The 19,356-nt window shown below is 65.9% G+C and carries 23 protein-coding genes; 15 read left to right on the top strand and 8 right to left on the bottom strand.

Annotated features, from left to right (window positions below; translation table 11 throughout):
• Positions 1–1,027: glycoside hydrolase family 88/105 protein (locus tag VGD20_RS19395; protein ID WP_331136016.1), on the bottom strand; the 1,027-nt coding region annotated here is incomplete at its 3' end.
• On the bottom strand, positions 1,018–3,483 hold the full coding sequence (locus VGD20_RS19400) for an exo 1,3/1,4-beta-D-glucan glucohydrolase (RefSeq protein ID WP_331136017.1): 2,466 nt from the start codon (positions 3,481–3,483) through the stop codon (positions 1,018–1,020). The genes VGD20_RS19400 and VGD20_RS19395, both read right to left, overlap by 10 nt.
• A 120-nt stretch (positions 3,484–3,603) precedes the next feature.
• Between VGD20_RS19400 and manD the strand changes: the two genes are divergently transcribed.
• From manD to VGD20_RS19435, 7 genes are all read left to right on the top strand, one after another.
• Complete coding sequence (gene manD, locus VGD20_RS19405) at positions 3,604–4,815, top strand: D-mannonate dehydratase ManD (protein WP_331136018.1); 1,212 nt, start codon at positions 3,604–3,606, stop codon at positions 4,813–4,815.
• A complete protein-coding gene (locus tag VGD20_RS19410) occupies positions 4,815–5,717 on the top strand; it encodes a DUF4861 family protein (RefSeq protein ID WP_331136019.1) in 903 nt (300 codons plus the stop codon). Before manD ends, VGD20_RS19410 begins: the two co-directional genes overlap by 1 nt.
• 33 nt (positions 5,718–5,750) lie before the next feature.
• The gene (locus VGD20_RS19415) at positions 5,751–6,476 is read left to right on the top strand and encodes a FadR/GntR family transcriptional regulator (protein ID WP_331136020.1); all 726 of its coding nucleotides are present in this window, start codon (positions 5,751–5,753) and stop codon (positions 6,474–6,476) included.
• A 182-nt stretch (positions 6,477–6,658) separates the two neighbouring features.
• A complete protein-coding gene (locus VGD20_RS19420; protein ID WP_331136021.1) occupies positions 6,659–7,153 on the top strand; it encodes a helix-turn-helix transcriptional regulator in 495 nt (164 codons plus the stop codon).
• Positions 7,154–7,214: 61 nt separating this feature from the next.
• Positions 7,215–7,592: a hypothetical protein gene (locus VGD20_RS19425; RefSeq protein WP_331136022.1), complete on the top strand. Its 378-nt coding sequence runs from the start codon at positions 7,215–7,217 to the stop codon at positions 7,590–7,592.
• Positions 7,593–7,617: 25 nt separating this feature from the next.
• The gene (locus VGD20_RS19430; RefSeq protein ID WP_331136023.1) at positions 7,618–8,031 is read left to right on the top strand and encodes a hypothetical protein; all 414 of its coding nucleotides are present in this window, start codon (positions 7,618–7,620) and stop codon (positions 8,029–8,031) included.
• A gap of 30 nt (positions 8,032–8,061) precedes the next feature.
• The gene (locus VGD20_RS19435; protein ID WP_331136024.1) at positions 8,062–8,565 is read left to right on the top strand and encodes a MarR family winged helix-turn-helix transcriptional regulator; all 504 of its coding nucleotides are present in this window, start codon (positions 8,062–8,064) and stop codon (positions 8,563–8,565) included.
• Positions 8,566–8,630: 65 nt separating this feature from the next.
• On the opposite strand, the gene VGD20_RS19440 is transcribed toward VGD20_RS19435, so the two are convergent.
• From VGD20_RS19440 to VGD20_RS19465, 6 genes are all read right to left on the bottom strand, one after another.
• Complete coding sequence (locus VGD20_RS19440) at positions 8,631–9,377, bottom strand: FliA/WhiG family RNA polymerase sigma factor (protein WP_331136025.1); 747 nt, start codon at positions 9,375–9,377, stop codon at positions 8,631–8,633.
• Positions 9,367–11,490, bottom strand: a complete 2,124-nt coding sequence (flhA, locus tag VGD20_RS19445; protein ID WP_331136026.1) for a flagellar biosynthesis protein FlhA — start codon at positions 11,488–11,490, stop codon at positions 9,367–9,369. Before flhA ends, VGD20_RS19440 begins: the two co-directional genes overlap by 11 nt.
• The gene (locus VGD20_RS19450) at positions 11,487–12,314 is read right to left on the bottom strand and encodes a transglycosylase SLT domain-containing protein (protein WP_331136027.1); all 828 of its coding nucleotides are present in this window, start codon (positions 12,312–12,314) and stop codon (positions 11,487–11,489) included. The genes flhA and VGD20_RS19450 overlap by 4 nt, the downstream gene beginning before the upstream one ends.
• 90 nt (positions 12,315–12,404) lie before the next feature.
• Positions 12,405–12,704 carry a hypothetical protein gene (locus VGD20_RS19455; protein WP_331136028.1) on the bottom strand — a complete coding sequence of 100 codons (300 nt, stop codon included), beginning with the start codon at positions 12,702–12,704 and terminating at the stop codon, positions 12,405–12,407.
• Complete coding sequence (gene flgM, locus VGD20_RS19460) at positions 12,701–13,000, bottom strand: flagellar biosynthesis anti-sigma factor FlgM (RefSeq protein WP_331136029.1); 300 nt, start codon at positions 12,998–13,000, stop codon at positions 12,701–12,703. Before flgM ends, VGD20_RS19455 begins: the two co-directional genes overlap by 4 nt.
• A gap of 170 nt (positions 13,001–13,170) precedes the next feature.
• The gene (locus tag VGD20_RS19465) at positions 13,171–13,680 is read right to left on the bottom strand and encodes a flagella basal body P-ring formation protein FlgA (RefSeq protein WP_331136030.1); all 510 of its coding nucleotides are present in this window, start codon (positions 13,678–13,680) and stop codon (positions 13,171–13,173) included.
• 265 nt (positions 13,681–13,945) lie between these two features.
• On the opposite strand from VGD20_RS19465, the gene flgB reads away from it, so the two are divergent.
• The 8 genes from flgB to VGD20_RS19505 are packed head-to-tail and all read left to right on the top strand — an operon-like array spanning position 13,946 to position 19,200.
• Positions 13,946–14,296: a flagellar basal body rod protein FlgB gene (flgB, locus tag VGD20_RS19470; RefSeq protein WP_331136031.1), complete on the top strand. Its 351-nt coding sequence runs from the start codon at positions 13,946–13,948 to the stop codon at positions 14,294–14,296.
• Entirely contained in the window at positions 14,293–14,703 is a 411-nt protein-coding gene (gene flgC / locus VGD20_RS19475) for a flagellar basal body rod protein FlgC (RefSeq protein WP_331136032.1), read from the top strand. Before flgB ends, flgC begins: the two co-directional genes overlap by 4 nt.
• 1 nt (position 14,704) lies before the next feature.
• Entirely contained in the window at positions 14,705–15,001 is a 297-nt protein-coding gene (locus VGD20_RS19480; protein ID WP_331136033.1) for a flagellar hook assembly protein FlgD, read from the top strand.
• A 13-nt stretch (positions 15,002–15,014) separates the two neighbouring features.
• Complete coding sequence (locus VGD20_RS19485; protein WP_331136034.1) at positions 15,015–15,842, top strand: flagellar hook basal-body protein; 828 nt, start codon at positions 15,015–15,017, stop codon at positions 15,840–15,842.
• Between the two features lie 35 nt (positions 15,843–15,877).
• Positions 15,878–16,621: a flagellar basal-body rod protein FlgF gene (gene flgF / locus VGD20_RS19490; RefSeq protein ID WP_331136035.1), complete on the top strand. Its 744-nt coding sequence runs from the start codon at positions 15,878–15,880 to the stop codon at positions 16,619–16,621.
• 12 nt (positions 16,622–16,633) lie between these two features.
• Positions 16,634–17,419: a flagellar basal-body rod protein FlgG gene (gene flgG / locus VGD20_RS19495; protein WP_331136036.1), complete on the top strand. Its 786-nt coding sequence runs from the start codon at positions 16,634–16,636 to the stop codon at positions 17,417–17,419.
• On the top strand, positions 17,400–18,074 hold the full coding sequence (locus VGD20_RS19500; protein WP_331136037.1) for a flagellar basal body L-ring protein FlgH: 675 nt from the start codon (positions 17,400–17,402) through the stop codon (positions 18,072–18,074). Before flgG ends, VGD20_RS19500 begins: the two co-directional genes overlap by 20 nt.
• Before the next feature lie 13 nt (positions 18,075–18,087).
• Complete coding sequence (locus tag VGD20_RS19505; protein ID WP_414714599.1) at positions 18,088–19,200, top strand: flagellar basal body P-ring protein FlgI; 1,113 nt, start codon at positions 18,088–18,090, stop codon at positions 19,198–19,200.
• The last annotated feature ends 156 nt before the right edge of the window (positions 19,201–19,356 follow it).

Below are 19,356 nucleotides of genomic sequence, written 5' to 3' on the forward strand. Positions count from 1 at the left end.
CCCAGCCTAGCATGCCATCGGGCTGTACCGCGCGGCCGAGCGCGTGCCAGCCGCGCACCGCGGCCGGCTCGTAGGTCGCGCGGTCGAGCAAGCCGTTGTCGACACCCCAGGCAAAGGCATAGGTGAAGAAGGCGGTCCCGCTCGATTCGGGCGGGGTACCGGGGTCGTTGTCGAGCAGCGATGCGGGCCAATAGCCGTTGGCCTTCTGCAAGGTGACTAGCTTCGCCGCCATCTTCCGGAACAGCCCCTCATAATAGGGGCGCTGCGGGTCGTCCTCGTCCAGGACCTGCAGCACGCGGACGAGCCCGCCCATCACCCAGCCGTTGCCGCGGCTCCAGAAGATCTTGCGCCCCTTGGCATCGCGCCGGTCGAAGAAGCGGCTGTCGCGGAAATAGAGCTCCTCGCCCGGGTCGAACAGATAGTCGGTCGTCGCTTTCCATTCCTGGTGGACGAATTCGGCATAGCGCGCGTCGCCGGTCGCAAGCCCGATCCGCAGCATCGTCGGCGGCGCCATGAACAGCGCGTCGCACCAACACCAGCGCTCGGTGCACAAGGAGTAGCCGCCTCCCGGCTGGGTCGGCACGAATTCGAGGCTGTTCGTGCGGCGGTTGGCGAGGACATTGTCGAAATAGGCGCGCGCGGGGTCGAGGGCTTCGGTGCCGCCGCCGTTGCGCGCCGCCCATTCCCATGCCTGCGCGATCAGCTGGTCGTCGGCATGGAAAGCCAGCTTGCCGAGCTGCCATTTCTGGGTGCGGCCCAGCTCGACGACCGGGTCGCGGTAGCGCGCATCGCGTTCCGCTAGCTCGGTGAGCGCGACCCAGAAGGTCGCCTGCTGCCAGTCGCGGGGTTCGCGCACGCTCGGCCGCGCGGCGGGCATCTTGTCCCACGCTTCGCGGTGCGTCAGCTGCCAGTCTGCGACGCGGCGCGTTTCGGCGAGGATGGCGGCGGGCTGCGGCATGACGGGTTCGGCAGGAGCGACAGCGGCGGCGGGAGCGGCCGTCATCAGGGCAAACAGGCTCAGCGACATGACGTTTCCTTTGCATCCTTGATGGGGGTAAAGGCGATCGAAGACAGGGTGAGACGCATCGGCGCGCTCGACGAGAGGGCGAAGGGTGCGGTGACACTGCCCAGCCGCACGCCCGGCAGACATGCCAGCGGAATCGACAGCGTCTGCCAGCCCTCGCCCGCGATCGCCGCAAGGCGGTCCGCGATATCGAGCCGCGCGGTGCAGCCGGGGCCGCAGCGAACTTCCAGCGTTACGGGTCCGGCCGGCGCCTGATCGACGCGAAGGTCGAGCGCCAGCGCAAGCGGTCCCGCGTCCGACAGGTCGGCAGCGCGCGGATTGGCGACGATCAGCGTCCCGCGCGACCGGCCCGACCAGCTGATTTCGCGGGCATCCTCCTGCGCGTCGCGATCGACCGGGCGCACCGCGATCGCGCCATTGTCGGCGGCACCGTCGATCGCCTGCGGGCTGTCGTTGGCGCCGTCGATCTGGAGGCGTCGCGTGCCCGCCGCGCGGCCGCGCGCGAAGATCGGACCGGTCAGCGGCGGTTCGACGACGATACCGGGGTCTTCGGAAAGCGCGGCCGACGGAGGGTGGTCAGCGAGTTTGAGCCCATAGCCGAAGGGGTAGAGCGGCTTGTACACCGCATCGCCGATATTGAGCGGCGCGCCCCTGGCATCGGCGGGCCATGAGAAGGGCAGCGTGCCCTTGAAGTCGCTCTTGCCGAACAGGACATCGGCGACCCCGCCGCCCTCCGACCCCGGCAGCCATGCCGCGACGAACGCGTCGGCGGCGTTGATATGGCGATTGACCCAGAGCGGGCGGCCCGAAAGAAAGACCGCGACGACGGGGATACCGGCCGCCTTCAGGCGCTTCATGAGGCCGAGGTTGCTGTGCGTGTCGTCGAAATAGAGGTCGGCGCGGTCGCCTTGGAACTCGGCATAGGGATCCTCGCCGAACACGATGATTGCGGCATCGGGCCTGGTCGTGAAGCGACCCTCGACCGACAGTTCGGCTTGCCCCCCACCGGCCGCCACCGCGTCGCGTACCCCGGCAAAGATCGACGTCGCGCCGGGGAAATGTTCGGGGAGCGTACCCGTTCCCTGCCAGGTCAGCGTCCAGCCGCCCGATTGTTTGCCGACATTGTCGGCGCCATCGCCCGCAACGAGGATGCGTGCGCCCGCCTTGAGCGGCAAGACGCCGTCATTCTTGAGCAACACCATCGATTCCCGCACTGCCTGCCGCGCGACCGCGCGGTGATCGGGTGCGCCGAGCAATTCATAGCGCCCGGCATATTCGCGCGTCGACGGCCTGCCTGCGTCGAACAGTCCGGCACGCAGCTTGACGCGCAAGATGCGGCGCACCGCGTCGTCGAGCCGCGCAACCGGCAGCGTGCCCGCCTTTGCAGCGGCGAGCGTCGAGGCATAGAGTCCTTTCCAGCTTGCCGGCCCCATATACATGTCGAGCCCCGCGGCGATCGATGCGGGGCAGTCGGTGGGCGAGCAGCCCGGAACCTTGGCGTGGCCGTCCCAGTCGCCGACAACGAGCCCGTCGAATCCCCAGCGCTGCTTGAGCACGCCGGTGAGCAGGCTGGTATTGCCGTGCATCTTGACGCCGTTCCATCCCGAGAAGCTGGCCATCACGCTCTGCACATCGGCGCCGAGCGTGGCGACATAGGCGGGGGCGTGCAGCCGGATCAGATCGTCTTCGCCGATTTGCGCATCGCCGCGGTCGCGGCCATCGGCGGTGCCGCCATCGGCAAGGAAATGCTTGGCGGTGGCGACGATGTGCGGGCCCTTCAGCCAGTCGGCGTCGCCGCGCCGCCCCTGAATGCCGTGGACGAGCGCCGCGGCATAGCTGGTCGCAATCGCCGGATCCTCGCCGAAGCTTTCATAGGTCCGGCCCCAGCGGTCGTCGCGCGCGACCGCGATCGTCGGCGCGAAGGTCCAGTCGAGCCCCGTCACGCGCATCTCGATCGCGGTCACCTGCCCGATTTTCTCCATCAGCGCAGGATTTCGCGCCGCACCGAGCCCGATATTGTGCGGGAAGAGCGTCGCGCCGACGATATTATTGTGGCCGTGGACGGCGTCCGATCCCCACATCACCGGGATGCGCGGCAGGTTGCCGTTCGGGCGCATCGACGCCTCATAATAGGCGTCGGCGGCCGCGACCCACGCCGATGCAGGGCCGAATTCGTCGCCGCCGGGCGACGAGCTACCGCCATTCAGGATCGAGCCGAGATGATATTGTGCGACATCGTCGGGGGTCGTGCTGCCGATATCGCCCTGGATGATCTGCCCCACCTTTTGTTCGAGCGACATGGCGGCGAGCAGCGTGTCGATACGGTTTTCGATGGCAGCGTCGGGGGCGGGTGCGACGATGGCCGGCCAGCGATCCGGATTCGCGATGCCTTCCCCGGCAGCGGCCGTTCCTGTGGCCAGGGCCATCGCGCTCGCCACCGCAGGCCACCTGCTTCGCATCCATTCCGCTCCTATATTCACCGGCATCCGCTGATACCGTTCACATATCTCTTTCCCTTTTGCCGCAACGCTGTCAATAAGGTTGTCAGACAACTTTGAATCTGGACCGAGGGGATAAGAATGCCGAAGATCGTGTCAGCGCGCGTCATCGTGACGAGCCCGGGGCGCAATTTCGTGACGCTGAAAATCGAATGCGACGACGGCACGACCGGCGTCGGCGATGCGACTTTGAACGGACGCGAGCTTGCGGTGGTCAGCTATCTCGCCGACCACGTCATTCCCTGCCTGATCGGCCGCGAGGCGCACCGGATCGAGGATATCTGGCAATATCTTTACAAGGGTGCCTATTGGCGGCGCGGCCCGGTGACGATGGCGGCGATCGCCGCGGTCGACATGGCGCTCTGGGATATCAAGGGCAAGGTCGCGGGGCTGCCGGTCTATCAGTTGCTCGGCGGCGCATCGCGCGAGGGTTGCATGGTCTACGGTCATGCCAACGGGACGAGCATCGCCGAGACGATCGAGGCGGCGCTCGATTATCAGGGGCAGGGCTATAAGGCGATCCGCCTGCAATGCGGGGTACCGGGGATGGCGTCGACCTATGGCGTCAGCAAGGACCGCTATTTCTACGAGCCCGCCGACAACGACCTGCCGAGCGAAAATATCTGGTCGACGGCGAAATATCTGCGCGTCGTGCCCGAGCTGTTCGCCGCGGCGCGCGAGGCACTCGGCTGGGACGTTCACTTGCTCCACGACGTCCACCACCGGCTAACCCCGATCGAGGCGGCGCGGCTCGGCAAGGATCTGGAGCCATATCGTCCCTTCTGGATCGAGGACGCGACCCCGGCGGAGGATCAGGAGGCGTTTCGCCTGATCCGCCAGCATACGACAACCCCGCTCGCGGTCGGCGAAATCTTCAGCTCGATCTGGGACTGCAAGGCGCTGATCGAAAACCGGCTGATCGACTATATTCGCGCGACCGTGCTCCATGCGGGCGGCATCACCCATATGCGCCAGATCGCGTCGCTCGCCGATCTGTACCAGATCCGCACCGGCTGCCATGGCGCGACCGACCTGTCGCCGGTGACGATGGCGGCGGCGCTGCATCTCGGCCTCGCGATCCCCAATTTCGGGATCCAGGAATATATGCGTCACACGGTGGAGACCGACGCGGTCTTCCCCCATGCCTACAGCTTCGCCGACGGTATGCTCCATCCGGGCGACGCGCCGGGGCTCGGGGTCGATATCGACGAGGCACTGGCCGAGACCTTTCCCTATTCGCGCGCCTATCTGCCGGTGAACAGGCTCGAGGACGGGACGATGTGGAGCTGGTGATGCGCGCGCTCCTGGCCTTTGCCCTGGTCGCCGCACCGGCGGTAGCGCAGGATCACAAGCCGCTGCGACCGGCGACGCCGGAGGAACGGCAGGCGCGGACGGCGGTCGTGATCGCCGACTATCGCCATGACGATCTGCTCTGGGAAAACGACCGCATCGCCTTTCGTATCTACGGCCGCGCGCTGGAGGCGGCCGAACCGCCGTCGTCGTCGGGGATCGATGCGTGGGGCAAGCGCGTCCGCTGGCCCTTCATGGACCGCCAGCTCCGCACTGGCGACCAGCATGCCGACCATGGCGAAGGGATCGACTTCTATAATGTCGGCACCGGGCGCGGCATCGGCGGGCTGGGCATCTGGTACGACAACAAGCTGTGGACTTCGCGCAACTATGTGCGCCCGCACATCCTGAGCGCGGACGGTGACGTGGCCGACTTCACCGTCGATTATGCGCCCTGGCCGGTCGATACACTGCGCACGGTGCGCGAGACGCGGCGCTTTACGCTGCCTGCGGGGACGAACTTCACGCGGCTGACGTCGACGATCGCGTCGGACAGCGATGCCGGGCTGGTCGTCGGCATCGGCATTTCGAAACGGCCGGTGGCCGGGAGCCAGCTTGGCGAGGTCAAGAAGGACGGCGCCACGGCGCGGCTGACCTGGTGGGGGCCGGCCGACGGGAACAAGGGACGGATGGCGGCGGCCGTGATCGTCGATCCGGCCTTGTTCGCAGGTTTCGCCGAAGACGCCGACAATGTTCTGATCCTCGTTCGCGTCCGGCCGGGACAGCCGTTCGTCTATTACAGCGGCGCGGCGTGGGATCGCGGCGGTGATTTCGCAACCAGGGGCGCGTGGCAGGCCTATGTCGATGCGCAGCGGCCCGACTTCAAACCCCCAAGCGGGCCCTAGCCAGCGTCGTGGCACGATGATAGGCACCGAATCATGGCGGTAACCAAGGCTGCGTCGCTGGCGGACGATCTGGTCCAGCGTTTCGAGGAGCGGATCGAGACGGGCGACATGCCGCCCGGATCGCGCTTCCCGACCGAAAAGACGATGACCGAGGATTTCGGGGTCAGCCGCACCGTCGTGCGCGAAGCCTATTCGCGGCTTGCGGCACGCGGGCTGCTCGTGTCGCGGCGCGGGTCGGGCGCCTATGTCCCCGATGGCGCGCAGTATCGCGCCTTCCAGGTCACCGCCGAGGAAATCGGCGAAATCGACGACGTGCTCAAGCTGCTCGAAATGCGGATGGGGTTCGAGGCCGAGATGGCCGACCTCGCGGCGCGCCGCCGCACCGATGCGGATCTGGCCGAACTGCGGCGCACGCTCGCCGCGATGGAAGAAAGCAGCGATGTCGACGCCTCGGTCGCCGCCGACGCCGCGTTTCACGCCGCGATCGCCAGCGCGACGGGCAATCCCTATTTCCTGCGCTTCACCCAGTTCCTCGGTGTGCGGCTCGTGCCGTCGCGGCGGCTGTACCTGCAAGGCGACGATCCCGTGCGGCACCAGCGCTATGCCCATACGATCAACCGCGACCATGAGGCGATCTTTACCGCAATCGAGGCGGGCGATCCCGCGGCCGCGCGCCGCGCCGCGCGCCGCCATATCGAAAAATCGATCCTGCGCTATCGTACCCTCAAGGAAAGCGGGCGGGATGTGCCGGCCGGTTGAGCGGAGAGGCGGCGACCGGCGAACCACGCTTTTGTGAGCGTAAAAAAAATTGCCGATCGGCAAGGTTAATCCGAAGTAAAGCAACTGCCGGTTTTAGAAGGGTTTTTTGGTCAAAAAATGCCGCAGAACCGCCTCGTTCCGGGACCCGATCGCACCGCGACCCAACTTGATTTCGACTCGCGATGCTCTATTCCAGCCGCGTGCAAGGCGACCCCGACAATTACATGAGCCTGCTGTCGGTGGCGCAGATTGAAACGTTGCGGCACGTTTATGAGCACAAAAATTCCAAGCAGATCGCGCGGCTGATGAATGTGTCGCCGCACACCGTCGACGAGCGCGTCCGGCGCGTTCTGAAAAAACTGAATGTTTCCAACAGGATCGAGGCGGCCCGTATACTGGCTGTTAACGGTGTATTCGATCATGTTACCCCTTATCAGCCTTTGACATATCAATTGATCGACCTAGGCGAGGTTCAGCCCGCCGACGATGCCGAGCCGGGGCGCAGTTCGTTTCGGCGACTATTCGATATCGGTTCGCCATTTCCTACCGCGTCCCAGCCGGCCAACCGGCATGGGTTGATGGAAAGGATAATCTGGCCGATCCTGATCGCATTTGCGACGATTTTGGCTTTCTCCGCCCTCTATTCGATCCTTGTCGGACTCGGTCGCGTGACCTGAATGTTCGAAGCGAATGCTGCGGGGGGGAAACCGGTAGCATTCTTTTTCAAGGAAAAAGAAGATGCTGAATCAACGAGTTTCTGCGGCGAAGAAGATCGCCTCCGACTTGCACCTGGCAGAGGATGCCATCGACGAAGCGATGATCCGCATCGCACAGCTGGCCGCCACGCTGCCCACCGCACGCCGCGAAACGAACATGTCGGCGATCGTCGGCCAGGAAGCGATGTCGAAGGTCGCGCATGCGCTCGCCGCCGCCGGCGAAGTCCGCCAGCTCCTGACCGACGCGCACCTGGCGCTCACCGTGACGCAGAAGGAAGTCGGTCTCGGCACGCGCATGTTCGGGGCGGGCGTCAAGCCGGCCGCACAGCTGGTCGACGAAGGCAGCAACGACCGGTCGGACACCGCGGTCGCCGCCCTGCCGCTCGCGCAGGCCTCTTGATCGTCGGGAAAGGTTGACTGCCACAATGTGGTCCGTGGCGATCTATTATATTGTACTGCTCATCACGGTGGCCGTCGCGATCATGCGCGGCGGCCCCCTTGAGCGGTGGGCGGCCTATACCGCCCTGATCGCCTCGATCCTCACCAGCGCCGTGAATCCCTTTCCGACCTGGAACGATATTGAACTGAATATCTTCGTCATCGACGTGCTGGTGCTGCTCAGCTTCTGGTTTATCGCCTTGAAGACGCACAGTTTCTGGCCGTACTGGATTACCGGATGGCAGCTCATCGCCATTTTCGGCCATATCCAGAAATATATGTTCTCGGAGATATTGGCGCGGCCCTATTCGCTGCTCTCGGTCTATATATCCTATCCGATCCTGCTGCTGATCATCTATGCATCGGGATCGTCCAGCCGGCGAAGGGACATTGCGGCCTAGTGTGCGTGGCTCCCCAAGGGGCATCATCACATGCAGCAATTTTCGAACCAAGAAATTGCCGACCTGAAATCGCGCGTCGACCAGATTCAGGATCTGCTCGCGAGCCGCGGCGAAGCGCTGCCCGCGGCCGCTGTGCGCCGCGCGGGCAACCCCGCCGATGAAGCGCCGGCGAAAGTGGCGTTGCTCGACCAGGTGTCATTCAGCATCCAGATGCGCCGGATGCGCCGCAGCCATTTCGGCAGCGCCGAATTGTCGGGCCCGACGTGGGACATGATGCTCGACCTGATGCTCGCGAGCACCCACGGCCGCGCGCTCAGCGCCAGCGATCTCGCGACGGGGGCCGGGGTTCCGCTGTCGTCGGGGCTTCGCATGATCAGCGCACTCGAACGGCTCGGGCTCGCGCAGCGATCGATCGACGAGCGCGACCGGCGGCGGACGATCGTCCGGCTGACCGAGACCGGGACCGAGCGCATGGCGAGCTATTTCGAAAAGATCGGCGCCGCCTGGCAGAACAGCCGGACGCTGGCCGCCTGATCCACCGGCCGGGTGTGGCGGCGAGCTGGTCGATCGCCGTACCCGGTCATTTCTCTGCGATCGCGCTATTCGGTCATCGTGCGCATCATCCGGTCGACCTTGGCCATCGCCTCGCGCTTGATCTGGCAGATGCGCGCGGCACTGACGTCGAGGGTCAGGCCGATTTCGTGCAGGTTGAGTTCCTCGAAAAAATAGAGCTGGAGCACCATCTGTTCGCGTTCGGAGAGGTGCGCGACGCACTGGCGCAGCGCGCCTATCAGATCCTCCTGCTCGCATGTCTCGCCCGCGCCGGCACTGTCGTCGGCGGCCAGGAACGCGCCGATGTCGGTCAGTTCGTCGAGCGAGGTCGAGCGGCCGTGCGTCGCGTTGCGTTCGAGCGCGAAATATTCCTCGGGCGTCATGTCGAGTGCTTCGGCCATTTCGGCGGCGGTCGGCGCGCGCAGCAACTGTTGTTCGAGCGTTCCGCGCATCGCCTGAATCCGCTTGGCCGCAACCATCGCCGAGCGGCCGACATCGGCCTCGCGGCGCAGCTGGTCGATCATCGCGCCGCGGATCCGTGTCGTCGCATAGGTCGCGAAGGCGAACCCGCGCTCTTCATAATGGCGGCTCGCCTCGATCAGCGCGATCAGCCCGGTCTGGATCAGGTCGTCGAGTTCGCTCGTCCGCGACACCCGCGAGAACACCTGCCAGGCGATCTTGCGGACCAGCGGCGAATATTCCTCGACCAGCGCCTCGACGCTTTCGCCATAGCCGCGCGCGCGCGGCGCGCGGCCGGTGCTCGCGGCAAATTGCTCGGCGGGCTCAATTCTCATGCACTTGGTCCTCCATGTGGGCTTCGGGCCCGGACGCGAGGCGAGGCACTTCGGCGCCGATCGTCGCGACGATTTCGGTCTGTTTGGTCGCCGGAATTTCGAGGTAGGAAATGACGGCGACGTCGGGGAAGGTGGCGCGCACGAGGCGCGAGAGGGCGGAGCGGCAGATCGGCGAGGCGACGAGTGCGAAGCTGCGTGTTTGCAGAAGGAGCGGTTCGACCGCCTGACCGACCTGCTCGATGATCTTCATCGCCATGCCATGCTCGAACGGCCATTCGGCGCCGGGGTTGGCGCGCACCGACTGATTGAGCAGCATCTCGATCTCGGGGCTGAAGGTGACGACGGGCAACGGCATCCGGCTCGGCACGATCGTCTGGACGATCAGCGCGCCGATGCGCTGGCGGACCGCTTCGACGAGGTCGATCTCGCCGAGTTGCTGCGCCGACAGCGCGACCATCGCCTCGGCGATCTTGCGGAAATCGCGGAGCGGCACGCGCTCGACGAGCAGCGATTTGCAAAGGCTCGCGACACGCGGCAGCGCATAGCCCTGCGGGCTCAGATTCTGCGCGAGCTGCGGATAATGAGCCTTGAGATTGTCGATCAGCGCCTGCGCATCGTCGATGCCGAACAGTTCGGCGGCGGCGCCGACGATGCTGTTGTTGAGGTGCGTCGCGACGACGGTCGCCGGATCGACGACGGTATAGCCCGCAGCGATCGCGTCGTTCTGCATCGCCTTCGGGATCCACAGCGCATCGAGCCCGAAGGTCGGGTCCTTGCACGCGCGTCCGGTGACCCTGGTGACAAGGTCGCCCGAATCGAGCGCGAGCATCTCATGCGGGAAGACCTCGTCCTCGCCGACGATCACCCCGGCGACCGAGATGCGATAGACGTTGCCGGGCAGCGACAGGTCGTCGTTGACCTTCACCGGCGGGACGACGAAACCCAGTTCCTTCGACAATTGGCGGCGGATCCCGGTGATCCGCGTCATCAGCGGCGAGCCCTTGCGTTCGTCGACGAGGGTGACGAGCGCATAGCCGATCTCGAGCTGGCACGCGCTGGCGTCGCTGACGTCGGCCCATTCGATCAGCGACGGGTCGGGTGCAGGCGCGGCGGGTTCGGGCAGGTCGGCGACCGCGGCGGCGCTGCGGCGGAGCTGCCAGCCGATGCCGAAGGAGATGGCCGCGGCGGGCAGGATCAGCATCTGCGGCATCGACGGGACGAGGCCGAGGATGAACAGGATGCCGCCGACCGCCATCCAGACGGTGGGCGATGCGAACTGGCTGCTGATCTGGCCGCTGAGATCGAAGGGCGATGCGACGCGGGTGACGATCGCGGCGGCGGCGATCGAGAGCAGGAGCGCGGGGATCTGTGCGACGAGCGCGTCGCCGATCGCGAGCGTGACATAATTGCTGCCGGCTTCCGAAAAGCTCAGGCCATGGCTGAAGATACCGAGGATCAGCCCGCCGACGATATTGACGAACAGGATCAAGAGGCCGGCGATCGCGTCGCCCTTCACGAATTTCGAGGCACCATCCATCGATCCGTAGAAATCGGCTTCGGTCGCGACTTCGACGCGGCGCGCCTTGGCCTCCTCGGGGCTGAGCAGCCCGGCGTTGAGATCGGCGTCGATCGCCATCTGCTTGCCCGGCAGTGCGTCGAGGGTGAAGCGTGCAGACACTTCGGACACGCGCCCCGCGCCCTTGGTGATCACGACCATGTTGATGATCATCAGCACGAAGAAGACGAACAGGCCGACGACATAATCGCCGCCGATCAGCACCTGCCCGAACGCCTCGATGACATGGCCTGCAGCCGCGGTGCCTTCGTGCCCGTGGACGAGCACGACGCGCGTCGAGGCGACGTTGAGCGCGAGGCGGAACAGGGTCGCGAGGAGCAACACGGTCGGGAAGGAGGAAAAGTCGAGCGGCTTGGCCGCCGACAGCGCGACCATCAGGATCGCGAGGCTGATCATGATATTGGCGACGAAACTGATATCGAGGATCAGCGGCGAAACCGGGATCACCATCAGGCCGACGAGAATCAGCATCCCCACCGGCAGCGCGGCGGCGCCGGCCATGCGGCCGATATTGCCCGGATTGAAGCCGCCGGTCATGCCGCGCCTCCCGACAGCGACGCGAGCCGCCGATAGGCATCGGCGGCGAAGCCCATCGAGAGGGTCTTGGGCATCGGCTGGATATCCATCATCTGGAGCGGCGGTCGTCCTCCACCGGCGCCCGCCAGGCCGCTCGAGCTGCTCGCCTGCGCGTGCCAGCCCGAGGGGGCGAAGGGCTTCATATTTTCGATCTTGCCGCCGTCTTCGAGCTTTACGCGAAAGCGTTCGCGGATCTCGGCGAGGCTGCGCATGCTGCCGTCGGGGGCGTAGAAGACCGGACGATTGGCGGCCGCCGCCTCGGGCATCATCGACGCGCCGGGCTGGTCGGGGTTCGCTTCGAGCGCCGACAGGAATTTGGCGGCGCCGCCCGACCCGAGGAAATGCGCGAGATAGAGGTCTACCGGCTCGGCCGCGCGGCCGATCCGGCTTTCGAGATAGTCGCGATTGTCGCCGGTCAGCGCCGCGGCCATGTTCGAAGAGGCCGTCGGATCGTCGCGCAGGTCAAAAATCTGCTGGCGGAGCACGGGATCGGCGACCGAGAGCCGGCCCGACGCATCGCGGCCGATCGCATCGGCGGCCCAGGCGAGGCCATGGTTCGCGCCATGGCGGTCGAGCGTCGCGAGCCAGGTCTGCCGGGTGAACTGATACAGTCCGCGCGCCGACGAGGTCGAAGCTTTCGCGGTCGGATTATAGCCGCTCTCGACCCGCGCGACATCGACCAGATAGTCGAAATCGATCCCCGAACGCGCCGATGCATTCTGCACCGCGTCCATCACGGGCGCGGCGATGCGCGTCGGACCTTGAGGGTTGTTGATGGCATTCATGCTTTTGGTTCCGCTGTTCAGCAGGGCTGTTCAGCAGATCAAAAGCAATCATCGTGCCATTTACCGTCGACGGAATGATATCTTACATATTCAGTAACTTAGGGCAATGCCCCGATGGCCGGTGCCGCGGATTTCATGGTTCTTGTCAATCCTCTGACGCGTCCAGTCCTTCAGGATATTGACGCGGATCGCGGCGGCTTCGAGCTGGCCGAGCGTTTTGCCGATCAGCAGCTGCGCGCGATGTTCGCTGCCTGCCGGGATGCCGGCGCCGCGAAACAGGATCACCGCGGTTGCCAGATCCTCGGTTGCCGCGATGATCGCGCCGGCATCATGCCCGTCGAGGGCGCCGACCAGCGTGTCGAGCCGCGATTGCACTTCGTCGAGCATCATTCGGCTCCGCGGCCGTGGAAATCGAGCATCGCGCTCGCGATGATCGCGGGGTGGACGCCGTAGCTGCCATTGGCGATCGCGGTGCGAAGCGAGGCGACGCGTGCGACATCGACCGGCGGGGCTTCGCTGGCGAGGTTGCCGGAAAGACGGGCGAGGCGCGTGGCGGGCAGGCTGTCCTGTGCAGCATGCAGCTGGGCCGGCGCACGCGCCGCCGCGGCCGACCCGCTGGCAGTGCTGCGCAGCGGGGCCGTGCGGACGGTGCCGCCAATAGGGCCGATCTTGCTGTCACCCGACATAAATGCCTCCATCCGGCGCCGTCAGAAAAGTGACGACGCGGTTCACGAAGGCTTTAACGGACGGCGGCGCGGGCGATTAAGGCGGTTCGCCGCAAAAAACCCAAAGAAAGGCCCGGCGCCGTCGGAAAGCCGACAGCCCGGGCCAGTGGGTGGGTAAGCGAGGGCCGGATTCAGTCGGCGATGCGCGCGCGGCCGGCCCCGGTGACGATGGCGCTCAGCATCGATTTGGCATCGCTGCCGCGCAGCGCGATCGTTTCACCGACGCGGCCGTCTTCGGTTGCCACCGCGGCATAGCTGATCGAAAAGCTTTCGGTGTCGATCGTCACGCGGACATTGTCGCCGCGGCGGATGACGGGGGCGGCTGCGGCTGGCCGAGCGAACCCAGCCTGTGTCGCGCCAGCGGGGCCGGTCATCGGCACGCGCAGGCGCCAACCGAGCGAGTTGCAGCGCACGGCGAGCGTGTGGGCGTCGACCGCGGTCACCGACGCCTGTTCGGGACAGCGCGCCAGCTTGATGCGGCGGTCGACCGGGGTCGCGGTGCGGCCCATTGCATTCGCGACCATGTCGGTCAGCACGTCGATCGTCTGCCAATCCTCATTGGCCTGCTGGGCGGCGGCGGGAGAAAAGGCGGCGGCGCATGCGGCCAGGCCAGCGATGCGCGCGAGAGTTTTGCGGGACAAGATCCATCTCCTTCGGGTCCAAAATGGTCGCCTGCCATTTTGCAGGAAGCGTGCCAGTCGCGGTTTGCGGCGCGATTGCGCGGCGCGGCGGGGGGCGTCGTCAGATTTTTGACGAGCGCGATCCGGCGCACGAATGATACGCACATAATGCTCTGAAAAACAGGGATAAACCGCTTTTGGCACGGCGATTGCATCATGCCTTGTGTTTCCGCGCGTCTGCGCCGGCCAGGCCGGACACGGCAAGCGGTGAAGAAGGATTATGGATATGGCATCCGAGAAACTCTTTGGCCTGCATGCGACGGCGCTCCAGCTGCGCAGCCAGCGCATGATGATGCTCGCGTCGAATATCGCGAACGCCGCGACGCCGAACTACAAGGCGCGCGACCTCGATTTCGCCAAGGCGCTCGACCTTGCGCAGCAGGGCGGATCGACGGCCGAGGCTATGGAAGGGGCGACTGCCTATCGCGTCCCCGTCCAGGCCTCGCTCGACGGCAACACCGTCGAAATGGCGACCGAGCAGACCGCCTATGCCGAAAACGCGCTCGCCTACCGGTCGAGCCTCGCTTTCCTGTCGGGGCGCATCAACACGCTGTCGCGCGCGATCAAGGGCGAATGACGATGAACGGCAATTTCTCGGTCTTCGACATCAGCGGCCGCGCGATGTCGGCGCAGCTCGTCCGGCTCAACACCACGGCGTCGAACCTCGCCAATGCGGGAACCGTCGCGGGCAGCGAGGCGGAAGCCTTTCGGTCGCTGAAGCCGGTTTTTCGCACCGTGATGGACGGTCAGGGCCGCGCGACGGTCCAGATCGACCAGGTCACGACGTCGAAAATGGCGCCATCGAAGCGCCACGATCCCTCGAACCCCCTGGCCGACGGGGAGGGCAATGTCTGGGAGGCCGCGGTCGATAGCGCCGCCGAGATGGTCGAGATGGTCGAGACCGCCCGCCAGTATCAGAACAATGTCCAGGTCCTCGAAACCGCGAAGGGCCTGATCAATGAAACCCTCAGGATGGGACAGTAAGATGAGCGTCAACAGCATCACCAACAACAACCCCGTGATCAACCCCAAGGGGAGCGGGCAACAGATGGGGCAGAGCGATTTCCTACGCCTGATGACGGCGCAGTTGTCGCAGCAGGACCCGTTCAACCCGGTCGATAACCAGCAGATGGTGGCGCAGATGGCGCAATTTTCGAGCCTCGCCGGGATCAGCGAAACCAACACCGCGCTCGCAAAGATTTCGGAGCAGCTCACGGCGCAGACCCAGCTGCTCAAGGATATCAAGGCCGCCACTCCGGCGCCCACACCCCCCACCAATTGAGAAGGATAAGTCCATGTCATTCTATACTTCGCTCTCTGGCCTCAAGGGCGCCCAGACGGATATGTCGGTCATCTCGAACAACATCGCGAACGCCGGCGCGATCGGTTTCAAGCGCAGCAAGGCCACCTTCGGCGACATCTTCGCCTCGTCGCCGACGCAGTCGACCAAGATGATCGCGGGGCAGGGTACGCGTCTCAACGGCATCACCCAGCAGTTCACGCAAGGATCGTACGAAGCGAGCGAGAAGACGCTCGACCTCGCGATCGTCGGTGAAGGCATGTTCATCGTGAAGGGCGAGCCGCCGCGCGAGCAGGTGACCTATACCCGCAACGGTTCGTTCGAACCGACGCCCGACCGCTATGTGATCGATTCGACCGGCGCAAAGCTCCAGCTGCTCCCCGTCGATGCCGACGGCAACGTCACCAACAACACACTCGCCGGCGCGTTCGACCTCCGCCTGCCCGAAGGCTCGCCGTCCGATCCCGATTCGGCGCTGGTCAACGTCACGATCGGCCTCGACGGGCTCGTCACCGCGACCTTCGCGAACGGTGAAGACCAGACGCTCGGCAAGGTCGCGATGGCGACCTTCCCGACCATGTCGGGCCTGCGTCCAACCGGCGATGCGCACTGGCAGTCGACGGGCGAAAGCGGCCCGCCGACGATCGATGCCGCGACCAATGGCCCGATGGGTGCGATCCGCTCGGGCGCGCTCGAACGCTCGAACGTCGACATCACCGAGGAACTGGTGATGCTGATGGCCGCGCAGCGCAATTTCCAGGCGAATGCCAAGGCGATCGAGGGCGCGTCGCAGCTGACCCAGACGATCATCGGCATGCGCTGACGCGCCGCTGACCGCCGCCTGCCGGGAGAATCCAGATGGACCGCCTTATCTATACCAGCCTCACCGCGATGCGGGGCAGCATGGCCCGGCAGACGGCGATCGCCAACAATCTGGCGAATGCGCAGACGCCCGGCTTTCGCGCCGACATGGCCGAAGCGCAGTCGCTGTGGCTGAACGGCAGCGGGGCGGGTGCGCGCGCCATGTCGTCGGAAGAAGTGATCGGTGCCGACCTGCGTGCCGGCACGATCACGTCGACGGGGCGCGACCTCGACATCGCGGTGCAGGGCGATGCCCTGCTCGTGGTGCAGGCACCCGACGGCAAAGAGGCTTACACGCGGCGCGGCGACCTGCAGATTTCGCCGAGCGGCCTTCTGACCACCGGCGACGGGCATCCCGTCCAGGGCGGCCAGGGCCCGGTCACCATCCCCCCGGCGGACTCGGTCACGATCGACGTCGACGGCCGCGTATGGATCGTGCCGCAGGGCGGCGATCCTGAAAATCCGCAGGAAGTCGACCGTTTGCGGCTCGCGACCCCGGCCGGGTCCGACATCGTGAAGGGGCTCGACGGCCTGTTCCGCGTACGCGGTGACGGCATCCTGCCCGACGATCCCGAAGCGCGGCTCGTTACCCGGTCGATCGAAGGATCGAACGTCGCCGCGACCACCGCGCTCGTCGAGATGATCGAGGCGAGCCGCAGCTGGGACACCCAATTGAAGCTCGTCAGCGACGCGCGCGACATGGACAGCGCGACCGCAAACCTGATGCAGCTCCCCCGTTAAGGAGATTATGACATGAGCTTCGGTGCCCTGCACGTCGCGCGAACCGGTCTGGATGCCCAGGGCTTCCGGATGCAGGTGATCGCCAACAACCTCGCCAACGTGAACACGACGGGCTTCAAGCGCGACCGCGCGAGCTTCGAAACGCTGAGCTATCAGATGATGACGCAGGCGGGTGCGAACTCGTCGGCCGAAAACCGCTATGCGACCGGGCTCAACCTCGGCACCGGCGTGTCGCTCGGCGGCACCGCGCGCATCGATACGCAGGGGACGTTCGCCACCACCGGCAACGGACTCGACGTCGCGATCGACGGCGCCGGCTATTTCCAGGTCGAGATGCCCGACGGGCGTATCGGTTACACCCGCGCAGGCAATTTCGGCCGCGCCCCCGACGGCACGATCGTAACCTCGGACGGCAAACCGCTGACCCCGGAGATCCAGATCCCCGAAGATGCGACCAACGTCTCGATCGGCGCCGACGGCACCGTCTCGGCGACCGGCGTCGACGGCACGCAGACCGAGCTCGGCCGGATCGAGCTCGCGCGCTTCGCCAACCCCGCGGGGCTGCAGGCGATCGGCGGCAACATGCTCGTCGAAACGCAGGCGTCGGGCGCGCCGCAGGTCGGCGCCGCGGGCGAGGAAGGCCGCGGAAGCTTGCGCGGCGGGATGCTCGAGGGATCGAACGTCAACGTCGTCGAGGAACTCGTCGACATGATCGAGACGCAGCGCGCCTATGAGGTCAACAGCAAGATGATCTCCGCCACCGACGAGATGATGAAAAATGCCTCGCAGACTCTCTAGGCTGGCGATGCCCGGTCTGGCGGTATTGGCCCTCGCGCTCGTGCCCCTTGCGGTGCACGCGAAGGACAAGCTGCCGCCCGACGCCTTTTCGGTGACGATGCCGATGCCGCCGGCCCCGCCGCCGGCGAACGGCTCGATCTTCCAGGGCGCCTATGTTCCGCTCACCTCGGGCGGCCGCGCGGGCACCGTCGGCGATATCGTCACGATCCAGCTCGTCGAGCGCACCGCCGCGACCAAAAGCAATGCCGCAGGCACGCAGCGCGACGGCAATGTCGGCCTGACGCCACCCGCCACCGGCCCGCTGTCGCTGTTCAACCCCAGCGATATCGCGATGGGCGGCGGGCAGCAGTTCAAGGGCAAGGGCGATGCGTCGCAGTCGAACGCGCTATCGGGCGAAGTCAGCGTGACGATCGCCGCCGTCTATCCGAACGGGACGATGCTGGTGCGCGGCGAAAAGCTGCTCACGCTCAACCGCGGCGACGAACGCGTCCAGATCTCGGGCATCATCCGCGCAATCGATATCAGCCCCGACAACCGCATCCTGTCGACCCGGGTCGCGAACGCGAACATCCGGTACGTCGGCAAGGGTGAGATCGCGCGCGCCAGCCAGCAAGGGTGGCTCCAGCGTTTCTTCGCGATCATCAGCCCGTTCTGAAGAGGAATTTGAAGTGACCCAGCGTCGTCCGTCCCCGTTCACCCTTATCGCGCTCCTGCTCGCCAGCTTCGCCTTTGCGGCGCCGGCGCAGGCCGAGCGTATCAAGGACATGGGCCAGTTCCAGGGCCTGCGCGCCAACCAGCTCACCGGCTACGGCATCGTTGTCGGTCTCGCGGGCACCGGCGACGACAGCCTCGATTATTCGACGCTCGGCATGAAGGGCGCAGTGTCGCGCTTCGGCCTGACGCTGCCGCCCGGCGTGAACCCGGCGCTCAAAAATGCCGCAGCGGTGATGATTACCGCCGAACTGCCGCCCTTTGCCAAACCCGGCCAGCGTCTTGACGTCACCGTGTCGGCGATGGGCAAGGCGAAGAGCCTGCGCGGCGGTACCCTGGTGCTCGCGCCGCTTTATGGTGCCGACGGGCAGATTTATGCGATGGTGCAGGGCAATCTGGTGATCGGCGGGCTCGGCGTCGATGCCGCCGACGGATCGAAGCTGACCGTCAATGTGCCGTCGAGCGGCCGGATTGCCGGCGGCGCGACGGTCGAGCGCGCGGTCGATACCGGCTTTGCGAACGGCGACTGGCTGACCTTCAACCTTCACCAGTTCGACGCGACCAACGCCAAGCGCGTCGCCGATGCGATCAATGCCGCCCTTCCGGGCACGGCATCGATGATCGACGGCGCGAGCATCGCGATCCGCGCGGGCGGTAATGGCGATCAGCGGATGCGGCTGATGTCGCAGATCGAAAATCTGGGCGTCCAGCGCGCCGAACCGCCAGCGAAGGTCATCGTCAACGCGCGCACCGGTACCGTTGTGATCAACGGTGCGGTCCGTGTCGGCACCGCCGCGGTGACGCAGGGCAAGCTCACCGTCTCGATCAAGGAATCGCCGACGGTCGTCCAGCCCGCGCCGTTCAGCCGCGGCCAGACCGCCGTCGAACAGTCGAGCGACATCAGCGTCGACGAGGAATATCGCCCGGTGATGCTGGTCAAGCCGACCGCGTCGCTTTCCGAACTCGTCGATGCGATCAACCGCATGGGCGTTCCTCCCGGCGACCTTGTCGCCATCCTCGAGGCGCTGAGCCAGGCCGGCGCGCTCACAGCGGAACTGGTGATCATATGACGACGCCCATTTCCTCCGTTTCGGCAACGCCAACCCCCGCCGCTGCCGGCGGCGGTGACGGCGGATTGCGCAAGGCGGCCGAGGCTTTCGAAGCCGTGATCCTGCGCCAGCTGATGTCCTCGATGCGCCAGGCGAAGCTCGCCGACGACATCTTCG

Source organism: Sphingopyxis sp. (genome assembly GCF_036402335.1).
GTDB lineage: Bacteria > Pseudomonadota > Alphaproteobacteria > Sphingomonadales > Sphingomonadaceae > Sphingopyxis.

Bases quoted from the DNA above. Each gene is read 5' to 3' on its own strand.
- VGD20_RS19435 (WP_331136024.1), top strand. From the start codon at position 8,062: ATGCAGCAATTTTCGAACCAAGAAATTGCCGACCTGAAATCGCGCGTC.
- VGD20_RS19420 (WP_331136021.1), top strand. From the start codon at position 6,659: ATGCTCTATTCCAGCCGCGTGCAAGGCGACCCCGACAATTACATGAGC.
- manD (WP_331136018.1), top strand. From the start codon at position 3,604: ATGCCGAAGATCGTGTCAGCGCGCGTCATCGTGACGAGCCCGGGGCGC.
- flgG (WP_331136036.1), top strand. From the start codon at position 16,634: ATGAGCTTCGGTGCCCTGCACGTCGCGCGAACCGGTCTGGATGCCCAG.
- VGD20_RS19415 (WP_331136020.1), top strand. From the start codon at position 5,751: ATGGCGGTAACCAAGGCTGCGTCGCTGGCGGACGATCTGGTCCAGCGT.
- VGD20_RS19480 (WP_331136033.1), top strand. From the start codon at position 14,705: ATGAGCGTCAACAGCATCACCAACAACAACCCCGTGATCAACCCCAAG.
- VGD20_RS19410 (WP_331136019.1), top strand. From the start codon at position 4,815: ATGCGCGCGCTCCTGGCCTTTGCCCTGGTCGCCGCACCGGCGGTAGCG.
- VGD20_RS19500 (WP_331136037.1), top strand. From the start codon at position 17,400: ATGCCTCGCAGACTCTCTAGGCTGGCGATGCCCGGTCTGGCGGTATTG.
- flgC (WP_331136032.1), top strand. From the start codon at position 14,293: ATGACGATGAACGGCAATTTCTCGGTCTTCGACATCAGCGGCCGCGCG.
- VGD20_RS19425 (WP_331136022.1), top strand. From the start codon at position 7,215: ATGCTGAATCAACGAGTTTCTGCGGCGAAGAAGATCGCCTCCGACTTG.
- flgB (WP_331136031.1), top strand. From the start codon at position 13,946: ATGGCATCCGAGAAACTCTTTGGCCTGCATGCGACGGCGCTCCAGCTG.
- VGD20_RS19400 (WP_331136017.1), bottom strand. From the start codon at position 3,483: ATGCGAAGCAGGTGGCCTGCGGTGGCGAGCGCGATGGCCCTGGCCACA.
- VGD20_RS19430 (WP_331136023.1), top strand. From the start codon at position 7,618: ATGTGGTCCGTGGCGATCTATTATATTGTACTGCTCATCACGGTGGCC.
- flgM (WP_331136029.1), bottom strand. From the start codon at position 13,000: ATGTCGGGTGACAGCAAGATCGGCCCTATTGGCGGCACCGTCCGCACG.
- flhA (WP_331136026.1), bottom strand. From the start codon at position 11,490: ATGACCGGCGGCTTCAATCCGGGCAATATCGGCCGCATGGCCGGCGCC.
- VGD20_RS19450 (WP_331136027.1), bottom strand. From the start codon at position 12,314: ATGAATGCCATCAACAACCCTCAAGGTCCGACGCGCATCGCCGCGCCC.
- VGD20_RS19485 (WP_331136034.1), top strand. From the start codon at position 15,015: ATGTCATTCTATACTTCGCTCTCTGGCCTCAAGGGCGCCCAGACGGAT.
- VGD20_RS19455 (WP_331136028.1), bottom strand. From the start codon at position 12,704: ATGATGCTCGACGAAGTGCAATCGCGGCTCGACACGCTGGTCGGCGCC.
- VGD20_RS19440 (WP_331136025.1), bottom strand. From the start codon at position 9,377: ATGAGAATTGAGCCCGCCGAGCAATTTGCCGCGAGCACCGGCCGCGCG.
- flgF (WP_331136035.1), top strand. From the start codon at position 15,878: ATGGACCGCCTTATCTATACCAGCCTCACCGCGATGCGGGGCAGCATG.